Annotated in this window: 16 protein-coding genes; 6 read left to right on the forward strand and 10 right to left on the reverse strand. The window is 45.1% G+C overall.

The window, feature by feature from the left end:
* Position 1: 1 nt before the first annotated feature.
* From AC1DP6_RS22480 to AC1DP6_RS22490, 3 genes are read right to left on the reverse strand one after another with little or no spacing between them, the layout of a single operon-like run.
* On the reverse strand, positions 2 to 2,689 hold the full coding sequence (locus tag AC1DP6_RS22480) for a carboxypeptidase-like regulatory domain-containing protein (RefSeq protein ID WP_477056831.1): 2,688 nt from the start codon (positions 2,687 to 2,689) through the stop codon (positions 2 to 4).
* Complete coding sequence (locus AC1DP6_RS22485; protein WP_477056832.1) at positions 2,640 to 3,617, reverse strand: FecR family protein; 978 nt, start codon at positions 3,615 to 3,617, stop codon at positions 2,640 to 2,642. The genes AC1DP6_RS22480 and AC1DP6_RS22485 overlap by 50 nt, the downstream gene beginning before the upstream one ends.
* Positions 3,618 to 3,668: 51 nt before the next feature.
* Complete coding sequence (locus tag AC1DP6_RS22490; RefSeq protein WP_477056833.1) at positions 3,669 to 4,229, reverse strand: RNA polymerase sigma-70 factor; 561 nt, start codon at positions 4,227 to 4,229, stop codon at positions 3,669 to 3,671.
* A 418-nt stretch (positions 4,230 to 4,647) separates the two neighbouring features.
* Here AC1DP6_RS22490 and AC1DP6_RS22495 point away from each other — a divergent pair, with 418 nt between their 5' ends.
* From AC1DP6_RS22495 to AC1DP6_RS22520, 6 genes are all read left to right on the forward strand, one after another.
* A complete protein-coding gene (locus tag AC1DP6_RS22495) occupies positions 4,648 to 6,006 on the forward strand; it encodes an acyl-CoA dehydrogenase family protein (RefSeq protein WP_477056834.1) in 1,359 nt (452 codons plus the stop codon).
* A gap of 78 nt (positions 6,007 to 6,084) precedes the next feature.
* A complete protein-coding gene (locus AC1DP6_RS22500; protein ID WP_477056835.1) occupies positions 6,085 to 6,840 on the forward strand; it encodes an SGNH/GDSL hydrolase family protein in 756 nt (251 codons plus the stop codon).
* 423 nt (positions 6,841 to 7,263) lie between these two features.
* A complete protein-coding gene (locus tag AC1DP6_RS22505) occupies positions 7,264 to 8,109 on the forward strand; it encodes an alpha/beta hydrolase (protein ID WP_477056836.1) in 846 nt (281 codons plus the stop codon).
* A gap of 82 nt (positions 8,110 to 8,191) precedes the next feature.
* Complete coding sequence (locus tag AC1DP6_RS22510) at positions 8,192 to 9,304, forward strand: SPFH domain-containing protein (RefSeq protein ID WP_477056837.1); 1,113 nt, start codon at positions 8,192 to 8,194, stop codon at positions 9,302 to 9,304.
* Between the two features lie 86 nt (positions 9,305 to 9,390).
* Complete coding sequence (locus AC1DP6_RS22515; protein WP_477056838.1) at positions 9,391 to 10,515, forward strand: TFIIB-type zinc ribbon-containing protein; 1,125 nt, start codon at positions 9,391 to 9,393, stop codon at positions 10,513 to 10,515.
* 242 nt (positions 10,516 to 10,757) lie between these two features.
* A complete protein-coding gene (locus tag AC1DP6_RS22520) occupies positions 10,758 to 11,330 on the forward strand; it encodes a DUF4142 domain-containing protein (RefSeq protein WP_477056839.1) in 573 nt (190 codons plus the stop codon).
* A 72-nt stretch (positions 11,331 to 11,402) separates the two neighbouring features.
* Here the strand turns inward: AC1DP6_RS22520 and AC1DP6_RS22525 are convergent, their stop codons facing one another.
* The 7 genes from AC1DP6_RS22525 to AC1DP6_RS22555 all read right to left on the reverse strand — a co-directional run bounded on the left by AC1DP6_RS22525 (position 11,403) and on the right by AC1DP6_RS22555 (position 15,232).
* Positions 11,403 to 11,813 (reverse strand): DUF6691 family protein, encoded by a 411-nt coding sequence (locus AC1DP6_RS22525; RefSeq protein WP_477056840.1) that lies wholly within the window; start codon positions 11,811 to 11,813, stop codon positions 11,403 to 11,405.
* A gap of 1 nt (position 11,814) precedes the next feature.
* Positions 11,815 to 12,390: a YeeE/YedE family protein gene (locus AC1DP6_RS22530; protein ID WP_477056841.1), complete on the reverse strand. Its 576-nt coding sequence runs from the start codon at positions 12,388 to 12,390 to the stop codon at positions 11,815 to 11,817.
* Positions 12,391 to 12,528: 138 nt separating this feature from the next.
* A complete protein-coding gene (locus AC1DP6_RS22535) occupies positions 12,529 to 12,801 on the reverse strand; it encodes a GNAT family N-acetyltransferase (RefSeq protein WP_441574999.1) in 273 nt (90 codons plus the stop codon).
* A gap of 10 nt (positions 12,802 to 12,811) precedes the next feature.
* Complete coding sequence (locus tag AC1DP6_RS22540) at positions 12,812 to 13,255, reverse strand: (4Fe-4S)-binding protein (protein ID WP_477024645.1); 444 nt, start codon at positions 13,253 to 13,255, stop codon at positions 12,812 to 12,814.
* A 2-nt stretch (positions 13,256 to 13,257) separates the two neighbouring features.
* Positions 13,258 to 13,659: an OsmC family protein gene (locus AC1DP6_RS22545; protein ID WP_441575001.1), complete on the reverse strand. Its 402-nt coding sequence runs from the start codon at positions 13,657 to 13,659 to the stop codon at positions 13,258 to 13,260.
* Positions 13,660 to 13,668: 9 nt separating this feature from the next.
* Positions 13,669 to 14,298, reverse strand: coding sequence for an alpha/beta hydrolase (locus AC1DP6_RS22550; protein ID WP_477056842.1), 630 nt, complete (start codon positions 14,296 to 14,298; stop codon positions 13,669 to 13,671).
* Position 14,299: 1 nt separating this feature from the next.
* On the reverse strand, positions 14,300 to 15,232 hold the full coding sequence (locus tag AC1DP6_RS22555) for a ring-cleaving dioxygenase (protein WP_477056843.1): 933 nt from the start codon (positions 15,230 to 15,232) through the stop codon (positions 14,300 to 14,302).
* Positions 15,233 to 15,280 lie beyond the last annotated feature (48 nt).

The following is a 15,280-nucleotide window of genomic DNA, read 5'->3' on the forward strand; positions in this document are numbered from 1 at the left end:
ACTAAAATTTGAAAGTATAACTGAGGTAAGGTAATGCTCTGAATAGACTGTACTGATACAACTGCAACGAAGATATCTCGTCATATTCAAAGAAAGAGAACTGGTCAAAGCTTACAATAAACGGGTTGCTGCGATTGTAGATATTATACACTCCCGCCGAAATTACATGCTTGAAACGTCTTTCATTACCGAGGTTAAGTGTAGCACCTACATCCAGGTGATGCACCGGATTTAAGCGGTAATTATTCAACCTGGCTATATAAGGCAGATAATTGACCTGATAGGTGGAGAAGGGCGAATAGCGCTCATCCAGGTAGCCTTTGATATTACGGCTCCAGTCAAAGTCAGGGAATATTTGTACAGGTAAAGTAAATGGCGCTCCAGAGGCGAATTTATAGGTAGCAGAAACATTCCATTTCGGATTGAACCGGTACTTAAGTGCCAGGGAAAGATTATGCCGGCGGTCTTCTTTATAAGGAAACATTTTACCGCCGTTCAGCCGGTCAAATTGCCGCCAGGCCCAGGAAAGCGTATAAGAAAAAATACCTGTCAGCTTGCCTTGTGTTTTTTCCAGTTGTAACTCACTGCCATAATTATAACCATTGCCGGCGATGACTTTTTTCTCCCATAGATCGGAGTTATCGAATATATTCAATACGGTATTGGTGGTAACAATATTTTTAAGCTGTTTGTAATACACGTTTACATTAAATCGCCAGGTGTTGTTCCAGAGCCGTTGGTAGGAGAGGCCGTATGAAAAGGCTTGCTCAGGTTTAATGTTTTCAGTACTGGGCACCCACAGATCAGTAGGCAGATTGATTACCGGTGTGGTCAACTGGTGCACGAACTGGGTCATTTTGGCAAAGGACAACTGTATGTATTGCGACTTTGGTAGCTGCCAGCGTACCATGAGGCGTGGTTGCAGACTGGTGTAAAACGAAGTTTTCTGAGCAAGGGCGCCAAAATGCAGTCCCGGCCTGACTATCAGGCGGTCGTTCAACAGGCTGAGTTCATCTTCCCCATAAACAGAGAACTCGGACATATAATAAATAGGCGCCTTCCGCTGCGTAGCTTCTCCCGCAGAAATATTGTTATGATATGCGGTGGGTGCAAAGTTGTGGTAGGTATAACCGCCGCCGAAAGAAATATGTTGCCAGTTGCTGACATTATATTCTGTTTCGTTTTTGATGGCGATATCTCTGACCCTGGAAACGCCTTTACCCTTTACTGTCGAGGAGTCATCAAAGGAAAGGGGAATGATCGTATTCTGGGTGAATACATTATAAAAACGACTGTAGGTAGCAATCGTGTTAGTGAATATTTTAGGATTGATTACCTTGGTCCACTTTACGGCCGCAGTGATATTACTCCAGTCAAAATTGTAATCATCAAACAGCACCGTAATAGGCCGGATGCTTTGGATAAACATTTTGTCCTGCCCCTTATAAAAGCTGACGTAAAGCCTGTTTTTATTATCAATAACCTGGTTTAGTTTGAAGTTTACATCATAGAGATAATACTTACCGTAGTCGCTCAGATACCTGGCCCCATACAACACATCTACCAGTGATCTTCGTATTGAAAGGGAAACGGAACTTTTATCTTTTACAATCGGACCTTCCAGTAATATATTACCGGAAACGGGGCTTAGCGTCAGACTCCCGTGCCATTCCTTCATATTACCGTCTTTTGTACGAATATCTACTACAGAAGAAAGACGGCCGCCGTAGCGGGCAGGGAAGGCATCTTTATACAATGACACGTCTTTTACCGCATCACCGTTAAAAATAGAAAAGAGGCCAAAAAGGTGACCAGTATGATAAAGTGGAACGCCATCCAGCAGGTAGAGATTCTGATCAGCTCCACCACCTCTGATCAGCAGGTTACTACTGCTTTCCAGGGAACTGCTGGTACCTGTGTACAACTGCAGGGACTTCAATACATCTTTTTCTCCCAGGAGTGAGGGGAAACTGGATACGTAAGTCACTGGCATATTAATGTATCCGGATTGGGAAGTCATGGCTTCTTTTTCGCCATTTACCACCACGGTTTGTAACATACTACGGACTTCCATATGTATGTCCAGCTGGCCTTCATCAGGAGGGGGGAGGTGCTGGAAAACCGGTTTATAGCCTATATGCGAAAATACGATGCCCTGGCAGGTGTCGGGCACCTGAAGACTGTAAAAGCCGAAGGCATTGGTTTCTGTACCTTTCCTGGTGATAGGATCATATACAGATGCCCCGATAATGAGCTCATTACTATTAATTTCTTTTACAAAGCCGCTGATAGTATAATACTGGGGCTGGGAGTTTTCCCGGAGCAGGAATATTTTTCCATTCAGGGCAGCCGCCTGTATGCCGGTTCCCTGTAAGATGGTACTTAATACTTCACCCGTTGTATGTTCTGTTCCTGTTAGTTGCACCTTTTTATTCAGGTGCAGGAAACTGGAGCTATAGGATATATTGATCCCGGTTGACTTTTGTATATGTTGTATGAAAAAGAGAATGGTCCCCTGCCTGGAGGGAGGAATATATGATTCCTGTAATAAATCATTCTCCCTGTTCTGCGCCTGTAGTGGAATAACCGGCGAGAGAAAAAGGACGATACTGAATATGTATAAAAATCGATTTAAGAGGCTACTGGCTGATGACGATGGTGTCGCCGTCTTGATGGTATTTAAACCCAAGCAATAGTTGTAATTCATGCAAAACATCATCACAGGATTGATTCCGGAACGTGATTGTAGCTTTCTGCTGCAATGCTGTTTCGCGGTATTGATCATCAATCCTGATTTCTTTTGCGTAAAAGTCGGCTAATTGTGGCAATATTTCAAGAAGAGACTCATCATTAAATTGCAAAATCCCGGTTTTCCATGCAATAAAGTTCAGATTGTCGTTATTACGGGCGTATAACTGCCCATTTCCCCAGGTACCTCTTTGTCCGCTGCCCAGAATTACAGCGGCGGTATCGCCTTCCACGCCTAATTTTACCTTGCCGGAAGCTACTGTAACGGCAGTACTGTCCTTTCCGGTTTGTACGGTAAAGGAAGTTCCCAGTACTTCTACCACAGACTGGTTGGGCGTTTTCACCAGGAAAGGGTGTCCTGGATCGTTGGCGATCTCAAAAAAGGCTTCCCCTTCCAGTTCTACAATACGTTGTTCATGATGATAGCCATTGAGATACCTGATCCGCGCACCCTGGCGTAGGGTGACCATAGATTTATCAGGGAGTTCAAAACTCTTTATTTTGCCATCGTTGGCGGCCAGTTCATGTTTTTTCAAAGAAGAGCGGCTCTCCAGCCACCAGGCGCCTGCAGTAAGCAGGAGCAATATAGCCGCGGCTGCGGCATATTTTGTATAGAGTGATTTTATCCGGGAAGCAGGAGGCTGTATCGTCTGGGCTGTTTTGTCCCATGCGGCGGCGGTATTGTATTGGCGTGTTGGGCCAACAGCGGCAGGAGTGTCCTGCCATAACTTAGACAGAATATTGTATTCCTCCTTATTTTCAGGGGAGGCATCCAGCCATTGCTGTAATGCCGCAGATTCTGCTTCAGTACATTGACCGGATAGCTTTTTAGCTATAAGTTCATGCAGGTAGGTGTCAAAATGCTCCATAGTTACAGTGTGCTCTACTTAGATAACGCTCGTTAGTGTGACAACCCTCTATCAGGGTGTAAATAATTTCAATAAAAACAGGATACTCATCGGTAATCCATATTGATGGAGGTACTTTCGCAACAGTTTAAGTGCCCGTCCCATATAATTTTCAACAGTTTTGGCTGAAAGCCCCAGCTTAACCGCCGTTTGCTGATGTGTCATCCCATTTATCCTGCAACAGGTAAATACTTCCCTGCATTGCGGAGGTAAATTGGCGATGGCTTCATAAATAAGTTGCTCATAGTACGGTCTGGCATTTTCTATCTCTTTGGCATTAGGATCTTCTGCAATATCTGCTATCCATTCAAAGCCTTTATTTCCTGCTTCTTCCGTGTTCAGTTTACGTAATACAGATATTGAGTTGTTACGGACCGCACGGAACAGATATGATTTTATATTAGGTATACCTATCAGCTCCTGGTGTTTTTCCCATAGCTTGATAAAAGTTTCCTGTACCACATCTTCGGCCGCAGCATCGTCCTTTAGGAAGCTATAGGCATAGTTACATAAGTCATTATACTGTGAATGAAATAATTCTTTATATGCCTGGTAAGAAGGTGATGTAATCATTTAACCTTCACGATATTTTAAATATATGAAATGATCGCTGCGAAAGTAACTATCTTTTTGAAAATTACGAATTTGGAATTACGAATTACAAATTCGTAATTTTTTTTAAAGAAAGATAGAGGGAAATGCATTTCCCTGCGTTATCAGAGCATAACAGCCATGCCTATATGTTTGTGGAAGTTCTCGTTTTTTTTAGTTGTGTTTTTTTTAAAACCAGGGTTGCATGAGGTTCTATGCAACCCTTTTTTATGCCCTTGTGTCATTTTAGCCAATCCTGATGCTGTTTGAAATTATTTGCAATCCATTGCAATGACTTGTAATTTGGGTGTTGTTACTTAAAAACAACGCCTGGAATGCACCTATGCCGGACCAAGACAAAATCCCCGTGATTCCGTATTTTTATACAAAACCATGCAAGATGTCCGGAACTTTCTCAAAGCTGAAAAACGCTTACCACCTGTTGAAGAGTATTGATTTTGCGATGCTGGCGAAACTCTCTGAAAAAGTAGACCTGCCCAAAGTAATGGAATCCGTAGCACATATGGATGATGCGCAGTTGAACGGGTTAATGAAAATGCTCAGCAGTCGCGGTGCCAAAAAAGCATTGCCGCCCATTGAAGGCGACTTTTATGATCAGGGAAGCAAGCTGAATGCAGAAGACCGGGCATTGCAGCTAAAGGTGAGGGCATTCATGGAAAAGGAAATAAAGCCCATTGTGAATGAATACTGGCTGAAAGCAGAATTCCCATTTGAGATCATTCCTAAATTCAGGGAACTGAATATCTGTGGTGTTACTTATGAAGGATATGGTTGTCCTAACCGGTCTTTCCTGATGGAAGGGATTATTGCCATGGAAATGGCCAGGATAGATGCTTCTGTGGCTACCTTTTTTGGGGTACAGAGCGGACTGGCCATGGGATCAATTTATATGCTGGGCTCTGAAGCACAGAAACAGGAGTGGCTGCCCGGTATGCAGCAACTGACTATGATAGGCGCGTTTGGCTTAACAGAACCAGAAGTAGGCTCCGGTACAGCCGGAGGATTAACGACTACGGCTAAACGAACAGGTGATACCTGGGTGTTGAACGGACAAAAGAAATGGATTGGCAACGCCACCTTTGCAGACGTAATCGTGATATGGGCACGTGACCTGGATGATAACCAGGTGAAAGGCTTTCTGCTGCGGAAAGATACACCTGGCTTCAGTGTGGAAAAAATCCATGATAAGATGGCCCTGCGTATTGTACAAAACGGACTGATTACGTTAACAGACTGTCATATTGCGGAGGCAGACCGCCTTCAAAACGCCAACTCTTTTAAAGATACCGCCAAGGTATTGCGCATGACCCGCGCCGGCGTTGCCTGGGAAGCCGTAGGCTGTGCCCGTGGCGCCTATGAAAATGCGTTGGCGTATACCCGTACCCGTGAGCAATTTGGAAAGCCGATTGCCGCATTTCAATTGATACAGGGGCACCTGGTAGAAATGTTATCCAATCTCACTGCTATGCAAACCATGGTGTACCGTCTCTCTGAAATTCAGGATGCTGGTGCATTAAAAGATGAACATGCCTCGCTGGCAAAAGTGTTCTGTACCATGCGTACCCGTGATGTGGTCAGTCGTGCCCGCGAAGTGATGGGAGGTAACGGCATATTGCTGGAATACAATGTAGCCCGCTTTGTGGCTGATGCGGAAGCCATTTATTCCTATGAAGGCACCAAAGAAATTAATTCCCTGATAGTGGGAAGGGCCATCACCGGATTTAGTGCTTTTGTCTGAAAAATATAAATTCTTTTTTATAGTTTAAGGGCGCGATTGCGGATAATGCCGCAGTGCATCACTTAATTAAGATCTGTTATGAATTCATCTAACCGTCGTAATTTTCTTAGAAACCTATCGCTGGGAAGTATTGCTGCCATCAGCATTCCAGGTATTGTATCAGCAGCAGTATCCGCAGAAAAACACAAAAAGGTCACACTTAAAAAAGAAGGGGTAGTGTTATTTCAGGGCGACTCTATTACTGATGCCGGGCGTAAAAGAGATAATGACCAGCCCAATACCGGTGCCGCATTAGGCGGAGGTTATGCGCTGATGGCCGCATCTGACCTGTTACTTAAGAATGCCGATAAAAATCTGAAAGTATACAACAAGGGGATCAGCGGAAATAAAGTATTTCAGCTGGCCGACCGCTGGGATATCGACTGTCTGGTCATTAAGCCGGATGTACTCAGTATCCTCGTGGGGGTAAATGATTTCTGGCATACGCTGAATGGTAACTACAAAGGCACGGTTCAAACTTACAGGGAAGATTATGATAAGTTACTGACGCGTACCAAAGAGCAATTGCCGGATGTACAGCTGATCATTGGAGAACCTTTTGCGGTAACAGGTGTGAAAGCCGTAGACGAAAAATGGTATCCTGCATTTGATGAATACCGTGCAGCAGCCCGCGCTTTGGCTGACAAATACCAGGCGATCTTCATCCCATATCAATCCGTTTTTGATAAAGCACAGAAATCCGCTCCGGGGGCTTACTGGACCGGCGATGGCGTACATCCGAGCGTAGCAGGCGCCCAGTTGATGGCCGAGGCCTGGCTGCAATGTGTAAAATAAATATATGATCACCCTTGCGGGTGTGTAATAAATAACGGTTACTCATTTTCTGCACCGGGCGCGGAAGCCCGGTGCAACTATTACTTCTCCGCGCCCTATTTCCTGATTTGTCCGGTCAAACATTGATTTTTATACATTATTACTACTTCTCGCATACTTCTCCGATACTTAGGACTCGTCTATGCATCGTATTACCATTACTGTCCTACTATACTCTTACTACTGTTACATTACTCTCATATTACTGTTACATTACTCTCTTACTACTCTCTTACTACTCTTTCACCGCACTATGTCTCGTCCTGAAATAGCTATACAGATCCTGTTGGTTTGATTGGCACTGCAACTTGCGGTTAAGGAAGGGGGCCTTTTATCTGGCCATAACATTTATTACATTTGTTTTTATCACATGAAATTCCAGTTATGAAACAATTAGGTATCTTATTCATTATGTTAGGACTTAATACCGCTATCAGCGCGCAACAGCAAACCATTCATCTGTGGCCGGGAACGGTCCCCGGAGAACCTGCCGCCAAGCAAATGGCGCAGGTAACTGCCGATGGCAGCAATAATGTAAAACGGTTGACTGATGTAACTGATCCTTTACTGGAAGTGTTTCCGGCGCCAGCAAATAATAATAACGGGGTAGGCATTATCATTTGCCCCGGCGGAGGCTACAACATCCTCGCTATTAACCTGGAAGGCTACGAAGTTGCTGCGTGGCTGAATAAACTGGGTTATACTGCGTTTGTTTTGCAATACCGGGTGCCTAAGAAAGAAGCCGGTGCGCTCCAGGATGCGCAACGGGCTATCCGGATAGTACGCAGTCGTGCTGCGGAATGGAGGTTGCAGCCGGACAAGATAGGTTTAATGGGCTTTTCTGCAGGTGGTAGTCTCACCGCCAGAGCTGCCACACTATATAACGTAAATGCGTACACGCCGTTTGACAAAGCCGATAGTTTGTCCGCCCGTCCTGCTTTTGGGATCCTCGTGTACCCGGCTTACCTGGATAAAGGGGAAAACAGAACCCTGACACCGGAGCTGAAACCAGACAGCCAAACGCCTCCTATGTTCATTTTTGCTACTTCTGACGATTCTTATGGCAACAGTGCCCTGGTAATGGCGGGCGCCCTCCGGGATGCCAAAGCTACCGCAGAACTTCATTTTTACGCCAAAGGTGGCCATGGATACGGTTTGCGTCCAGGTAACCCTGCGGCAGAGGTCTGGCCTGGTCTCCTGGAAAAATGGCTGAAAACAACCGGGAAGTAAGTTTGGGGAAATTATAACTTTTCAGAAGTAACTTTTCGAATAAATAATTCTCTAAATTTGACGGACTATAAAACCTGTTACTATGGGAATTTTTGATAAGCTCAGGAACGAATTTATTGATATTATTGAGTGGACAGACTCGTCCACGGATACAATTGTGTGGAAGTTTCCCCGCTACCAGAATGAAATAAAAATGAACGCCAAACTTACCGTGAGGGAGTCGCAGGTGGCTGTTTTTATGAATGAAGGTAAGATTGCAGACGTTTTTCAGCCCGGAATGTATACGCTTACTACTCAGAATATGCCTATACTGAGTACATTGCAGGGATGGAAATATGGCTTTAACAGCCCTTTTAAAGCAGATGTGTTCTTTGTGAGCATGCGTCAGTTCACTAACCAGAAATGGGGAACCAAGAACCCGGTAATGCTGCGCGATGCGGAGTTCGGGCCATTAAGAGTCCGTGCTTTTGGTAGTTATGCTTTCCGTGTAAAAGATGCAGGTGCCTTTCTGAAAGAAGTAGCTGCTACCAACCCCGAATTTACCGTGGAAGGGATCAATGAGCAGTTGCGTAACCTGGCAGTATCCCGCGGTATGGAAGCCATTGCTGAAGCCAAAATCCCTGTATTGGACCTGGCAGCTAACTACGAAGAGGTATCTACTGCCATCACTGGTAAAATAGGTACTGAATTCAATGAACTGGGACTGGAGCTGACCAAATTCCTCATTGAAAATATCTCCCTGCCGCCTGAAGTAGAAGCCGCACTCGATAAGCGCAGCAGCATCGGCATTGTAGGGAACCTGGGTGCATATTCTCAGTTCCAGGCAGCAAATGCTATGGAGAAAGCAGCGGAAAATCCTTCCGGTGGCGGACTCGCAGCAGCCGGACTGGGTGCTGGTATGGGCGCAGCCATGATGGGACAGGTAGGTAACATCTTCCAGAATAATAATCAACAACAGGCAAACGCCGGTGGTGGTGCGCCTCCACCATTGCCAACAGCTGCTCCTTTCTTTGTTGCAGTAGATGGTAAACAAAGTGGTCCTTTTGATCAGGAACAACTCCGTCAACTGGCAGCAGCTGGCAGCCTCAATGCACAAACACTGGTGTGGAAAACCGGTATGGCCGCCTGGTCTGCCGCCGGCACCGTACCTGAACTGGCACCGGTATTAGCTACCGTACCTCCACCATTACCATAAAAAAACTAATGATCCGGTGATGAAGTGATGGATTGTTTTGAAAAAAATAAACCATCACTTCCCTAACCCGGGACCAAAATATTCCTATGTCTTTTGAGGAAAAAACAAGCGAAACAGTTAACTCGCTAAAATGCCAGAACTGTGGATCGATCCTGCATTATGCGCCAGGTACCAATAGCCTGAAATGCGAATACTGCGGCACCGTGAATCAGATCGAAGAGGAAACTTTGCCTGCGGCTATTCAACCTGTCAGCTATGATCAGTTTATCGCATCACAGCAAAACCATACCGAAGCTACCCAACAGGCTGTAGTGGTGAAATGTGTAAGCTGCGGCGCCTCCACTACCATGTTGCCCAATGTAACGGCAGATTCCTGTCCGTTCTGCGCTTCACCACTGGTGATAGATACCACTCAAACCACCACCATTCTGCAACCGCATTATGTGCTGCCATTCGCAGTGAAAGACAGCGAAGCATTGCAATATTTCCGGACCTGGATGAGTAAACTCTGGTTTGCTCCTTCAGACATGGTAAAGAAGGTGAAAGATGGCTCTTCCCAGCAACTGAAAGGTATCTACATCCCTCACTGGAGCTACGATACGGATACAGACACTGAGTATACCGGACAAAGGGGTGAATATTACTACACCACCGAAACCTATACCACAGAGGAAGATGGTAAAACAGTAACCCGGACCAGAGAGGTACGGCATACAGCCTGGTATCCTGCTTCCGGTCGCGTGAATAACAACTTCCGTGATGTATTGGTATCTGCCAGTCCTTCCTTGCCGCTTAAAATGGCGGAGATCCTGGAGCCCTGGCTACTGGATCAGCTTAAAAAGTATGATGGCCGTTATCTGAGCGGTTTCCGCGCAGAGCTCTATCAAACTAATGCTGAACAGGCGCTGGTTATCGCCAAGAAAAGAATGGATCCCGTTATCAGGGAAGAAATCCGGGACGACATCGGCGGTGATGAACAGAGTATCGATAACTACGATGTGGATTATAACAACCTCGGCTTAAAATACCTGTTACTTCCCGTTTGGATCAGCGCCTACCGTTACAATGGAAAGCTGTACCATTTTGTAGTAAATGCCTGCACCGGTGAAGTAACCGGTGATCGTCCATATAGCTGGATAAAGATTGTCGGCCTTATCCTGGTTATTATTTTAGCGATCGTTGTTATTTATTCGATAGCGCAATCAAAATAATCATCTTTTCGTTACAGATAGCTGGTTATTCAGTTTTCATTCAAATGAAAACTGAATAACCAGTTTTTTTTTCGCGCTCTGGGGAAAACAATCTACATCATTTTGTGTCCGCTATTTTTTAAGCTCTCCACTAAAATCCTTTGCCCTATTGCGTTTAAGAGGTATCCCATCTTCCGGGTACCGTTTTTGCAAAGTTATCCCTGTAAACAAGCACACCTATTACAAACCCAAAACAATAAGCAATGAAGAAGTTAGTGATTTTATCAGCAACATTTTTAGCAGTATGGATGACGCAGTCTTGCGGCAATAGTGCTAAGAATCCACAGTCGGAAAAGCCGGTAGACAGCGCACAGAGTATTAATGAAACAGTGAAACCTGTAGATGAAAAATCATCCCAGTTCGCAGTGGATGCAGCTAATGCTGGTATGAAAGAAGTTGCTATGGGGAAACTGGCGCAAGAGAAAGCACAGAGCGAAAGAGTGAAAGCCTTTGGTACCATGATGGTCAACGATCACACCAAAGCAGGTGATGAACTGAAAGCGCTGGCACAAAAGAAGAATATCACATTGCCGGCAGAATTATCTACCGATGATAAAAAGCATATCGATGATATGTCTAAGAAAACAGGAAAGGACTTTGACAAGCACTACATAGATATGATGGTAGACGGCCACGAAAATGTAGTAAGTGAGTTTGAAAAGGCATCCGATAATGTAACAGACGATGAGCTGAAAACATGGGCCCGTAACACATTGCCTACTTTAAAGGCACACCTGGATTCTGCAAAAGCAATTAAAGACAGTTGGAAAAAATAAACTAAAAACTATTAGTGAATCCAGAGAATTGCAACTATAGCTTCAAGGGCCAGCTCCTTGAAGCTTTCTTTTTTAATGAGGTAATTTGGATTTCAACGCACCGTATACCCAGGTGCCCGCAATAGCACTCAATAAAGTAACCGCTACTACTGTAAAACCAGTGCCGATCTGTGCGAAGAGTGGTCCCGGACAAGCCCCGGTGATAGCCCATCCCAGTCCGAATATCAGGCCACCGAAAACCTGCCCTTTGTTAAATGTTTTTGGTGCTACCGTGATAGGATCGCCAGCAATTGTTTTTATATTGAATCGTTTGATCAGTTGCAGCGAAATAATACCCGTTATCACTGCTGTACCAATAACGCCATACATATGAAAAGAAGTCAGTTGAAACATTTCCTGTATCCGGAACCAGCTGATCACCTGCGCTTTCACCAGCACTATACCAAAGAAAATACCTGCTATCAGAAATTTTATATTCTTCATCTTAATTAAAGCATTTAAAGATAAAAGGGATCAATATATTGGCGCTGAAAAATCCTCCGGCCATAAAGCAGCAGGTGGCTACCAGGGAAGGCCATTGCAGATTAGACGTGCCCATAATAGAATGCCCGGAAGTACAACCACCGGCATAACGGGTACCAAAGCCTACCAGGAATCCGCCGAATACAAAGAAGATCAATCCTTTCCAGGTAAACAGATTGGACCAGCTGAATATTTCCGRCGGCAGGAGGGCACTATAGTCATGCACACCGTAGGTGGCCAGCCGTTCCTGCGTGGCAGCGGCTACCTGTATATCATTGCCATCCTGCAGGAAATGCCCCGCCAGGAAACCACCGAGCACAATACCCGCTACAAAAAAGAGATTCCAGGATTCCTTTTTCCAGTCGTATTTAAAAAATGAAATATTGGCCGGGAAACAGGCAGCGCAGATATGCCGCAGCGATGAAGAAATACCAAAGGCCTTATTACCCAGTATCAACAGCACCGGCACTGTAAGCCCTATTAACAGCCCCGACACCGACCAATGCCAGGGCTGCTGGATAAATTTTAATAATTGCATAGAGATGATTTATAAGGTGAAATTACGAATTAGGAATTACGAATTACGGATTTGTAAGTAGACAGAAGCGGAAAGCTATTATTCCCGTTTACTATCTTCCCACAAATCCGTAATTCGTAATTCCTAATTCGTAATTATTTACAGGAGATCATTATACTCCGGATGTCTTTTCATATAGGCATTTACGTAAGGGCAGTAAGGTTTCACCTTCAGGTGATTTTCTCTTGCGTATTCCAGTACGTATTTAGCCAGTTGGCCGGCAATACCTTTGCCCTCCAGCTCGGGAGGTACTTCTGTGTGAACATAGGCGATACCACCCGGAAACAGTGTATAGGCAATTAATGCAGTATGTCCATCCACCACCGTTTCAAACTGATGTTTGGCAGTATTGTTTTGAATAGTGAGCTCCATATCGGGTGCTTTAAGATTTGTCTGAGAAATTGATTTTAGTATGGGTGCCATCGCAGTAAGGTTTGTTGGAAGACCCTCCACAACGGCAAAAAGCGGTGACTTTGTTTTTATGTGTTTCCTTGCCGTTGGCATCTCTCACAACAATATTACCATACACCAGCAGTGGGCCGTTGGGCGTGGGCTCCACGATGCTTTCCGCAGAAATTTGTGGTTCCGTGCCTCCCTGAGCGGCTACTTCCGCATTCATGAAATAGGTAAGCGCACCGGAAGGGCAATGCTTTATCTGCGTAACAATTTGTTCTGTAGTGGCAGCTGCTGCATCGATCCAGGGTTTCTGGTTTGGGTTAAATACTGCCGGAAGGCCATGAAAGCAAACCTCTGAATGGATACATACATTTGGCTTCCATACAATTGTAACGGCGCCATTGGTGTAGTGTTTGGTAATGTCTTTCATTGTTAAACAGCTTTTGTATTCACTATAATAGGATTGCTCAGTATTTTATGAACAGGGCAGGAGTGGGCTATTTGTAATAGCCTGGCCAGTTGTTCTTCCGTCAGGTTGCCTGTAAAATGAACTTCCATATCTATCACCGTTGTGAGCGGATCCGGTTTGCCTTCACTATTAAATCGTAACTCAACTTCCACATTATCCAGCGGCCATTTTTTCCGGTTGGCATACATCTTTACCGTTACTGCTGTGCAGGCGCCCAAACTACTTAATAACAATTCTCCCGGCTGAGGACCGGTGTCACCGCCGCCTGCTTCCTCGGGTTCGTCTGCCAGCCAGCGATGATCCCTTGCTTCTATTGATACCTGGTAGGGATGCCCGGATAAATTTATTTTAACTTCCTGATCCATGTGTTTTTTTTACTGAAAATGATTGGCCATCCATTCGGCGGCTAACGTAATATCCTGGTGTACCAGGTTATGACCTGTATTGATATTGTAGGAGCTTACCTGGAATCCATTTGCACTTAACAGGGCTGCATAGGCAGCCGTGGCGGCCGGGTCTACCATACCGTCTTCTGTGCCGGAACTCATGAACACGGGCTGCTGCCGCTGGGTTTCAAAGGAGTCTTCCAGGCCGCTGAGTGGCTGCATAGGGCGAAACAACACCGCCCCGGCCAGCAACTCGGGATATAAAATAAGTGCAGCGCCTGCAATGTTGGCACCGTTGGAATAGCCCACCGCAATTAGTTTGTTGATATCAAAACCTTCTGTTGCAGCCAACTCTTTCAGAAAATGCACCATCTCATGTGTCCTGAAATGTACATCTTCTTCATCAAATACGCCCAGGCCTAAACGACGAAAGAAACGGGGCATACCATTTTCTTCTACATTGCCTCTCAGACTCACTACATTGAATCCTTTTCCCAGCGATCCGGCCAGCGGTAACAAATCACGCTCATCTCCGCCAGTACCGTGTAATAACAGCAACGTATAGGCGGACTCGTTACCAACCGGCTGGTATACATATTGCATTGGTCTGAAATCCATATTAATCCAGTTTAATCAGTCTTTTTACAATCTCTTCCCGCTGTGCTTCATACTGAGGTGGCAGCATCAGGTGCGTACCCAGTTCTGCTACCGGTTCATCTACTGTGAACCCCGGTACGTCTGTGGCCAGCTCAAATAAAACACCGCCCGGTTCCCTGAAATAAACAGAACGGAAATATTTGCGATCCAGTTGCGGTGTGGCATCTAAACCACGTGCCTCCAGTAATTCCCGGTAATGCATTTGCATGGCATCATCTTTCATCCGGAAGGCAATATGATGTACACTTCCACCCGCTACATGACCACGTGGTTCGCCTTTGGCTTCTACCAGATCGATATAGTTGGCTGTATCACCGGCAGGGCTGGCGAAACGGTAACGGTTGGTGTGGTTTTTTTCAAGTTTATATCCAAATACAGATACCAGCAGATCGGCGGTAGGCTGCACATCATCCAGGGTGAGTGTTACATGGTGAAAGCCACGCGTAGCATTTTCTTCATCTACTTCGGTCGTCACCCAGGGTTGTCTGCTATCTGGTTTTTCCGGTACTGTTAATTCTACTTTCAAGCCATCGGGATCTATAAAAGTCAGGTATATTTCCCCGAATTTGGAAGAAGGTTTATTGTAAATAATATTCTCTTTCTCCAATCTTTTTAACCAGAAATCAATACTGCCTTCCGGTATAGAATACCCTATTTCAGTGGCCATATGTGTGCCCCTGCGTCCTGACGCAATATCTTCCCAGGGGAAAAAAGTAAGGATAGTGCCGGGAGTACCGGTTTCATCTCCATAATAAAAATGATAAGTATGCGGGTCATCAAAATTCACGGTCTTCTTGACAAAACGCAAGCCCATTACCCGGGTATAAAAATCATAGTTTTTTTTAGCATTGCCGGAGATAGCAGTAATGTGATGGAGTCCTGTTATTTCGTTCATAATTCCTTTTTTAGAGCTTTTAGCTATTAGCTTTTAGCTTTTAGTAAA

The sequence above is a fragment of the Chitinophaga sp. 01L420 genome (assembly GCF_056399985.1).

Bases quoted from the DNA above. Each gene is read 5' to 3' on its own strand.
- AC1DP6_RS22505 (WP_477056836.1), top strand. From the start codon at position 7,264: ATGAAACAATTAGGTATCTTATTCATTATGTTAGGACTTAATACCGCT.
- AC1DP6_RS22550 (WP_477056842.1), bottom strand. From the start codon at position 14,298: ATGGATTTCAGACCAATGCAATATGTATACCAGCCGGTTGGTAACGAG.
- AC1DP6_RS22520 (WP_477056839.1), top strand. From the start codon at position 10,758: ATGAAGAAGTTAGTGATTTTATCAGCAACATTTTTAGCAGTATGGATG.
- AC1DP6_RS22490 (WP_477056833.1), bottom strand. From the start codon at position 4,229: ATGATTACATCACCTTCTTACCAGGCATATAAAGAATTATTTCATTCA.
- AC1DP6_RS22515 (WP_477056838.1), top strand. From the start codon at position 9,391: ATGTCTTTTGAGGAAAAAACAAGCGAAACAGTTAACTCGCTAAAATGC.
- AC1DP6_RS22500 (WP_477056835.1), top strand. From the start codon at position 6,085: ATGAATTCATCTAACCGTCGTAATTTTCTTAGAAACCTATCGCTGGGA.
- AC1DP6_RS22525 (WP_477056840.1), bottom strand. From the start codon at position 11,813: ATGAAGAATATAAAATTTCTGATAGCAGGTATTTTCTTTGGTATAGTG.
- AC1DP6_RS22535 (WP_441574999.1), bottom strand. From the start codon at position 12,801: ATGGAGCTCACTATTCAAAACAATACTGCCAAACATCAGTTTGAAACG.
- AC1DP6_RS22555 (WP_477056843.1), bottom strand. From the start codon at position 15,232: ATGAACGAAATAACAGGACTCCATCACATTACTGCTATCTCCGGCAAT.
- AC1DP6_RS22510 (WP_477056837.1), top strand. From the start codon at position 8,192: ATGGGAATTTTTGATAAGCTCAGGAACGAATTTATTGATATTATTGAG.
- AC1DP6_RS22540 (WP_477024645.1), bottom strand. From the start codon at position 13,255: ATGAAAGACATTACCAAACACTACACCAATGGCGCCGTTACAATTGTA.
- AC1DP6_RS22545 (WP_441575001.1), bottom strand. From the start codon at position 13,659: ATGGATCAGGAAGTTAAAATAAATTTATCCGGGCATCCCTACCAGGTA.
- AC1DP6_RS22485 (WP_477056832.1), bottom strand. From the start codon at position 3,617: ATGGAGCATTTTGACACCTACCTGCATGAACTTATAGCTAAAAAGCTA.
- AC1DP6_RS22495 (WP_477056834.1), top strand. From the start codon at position 4,648: ATGTCCGGAACTTTCTCAAAGCTGAAAAACGCTTACCACCTGTTGAAG.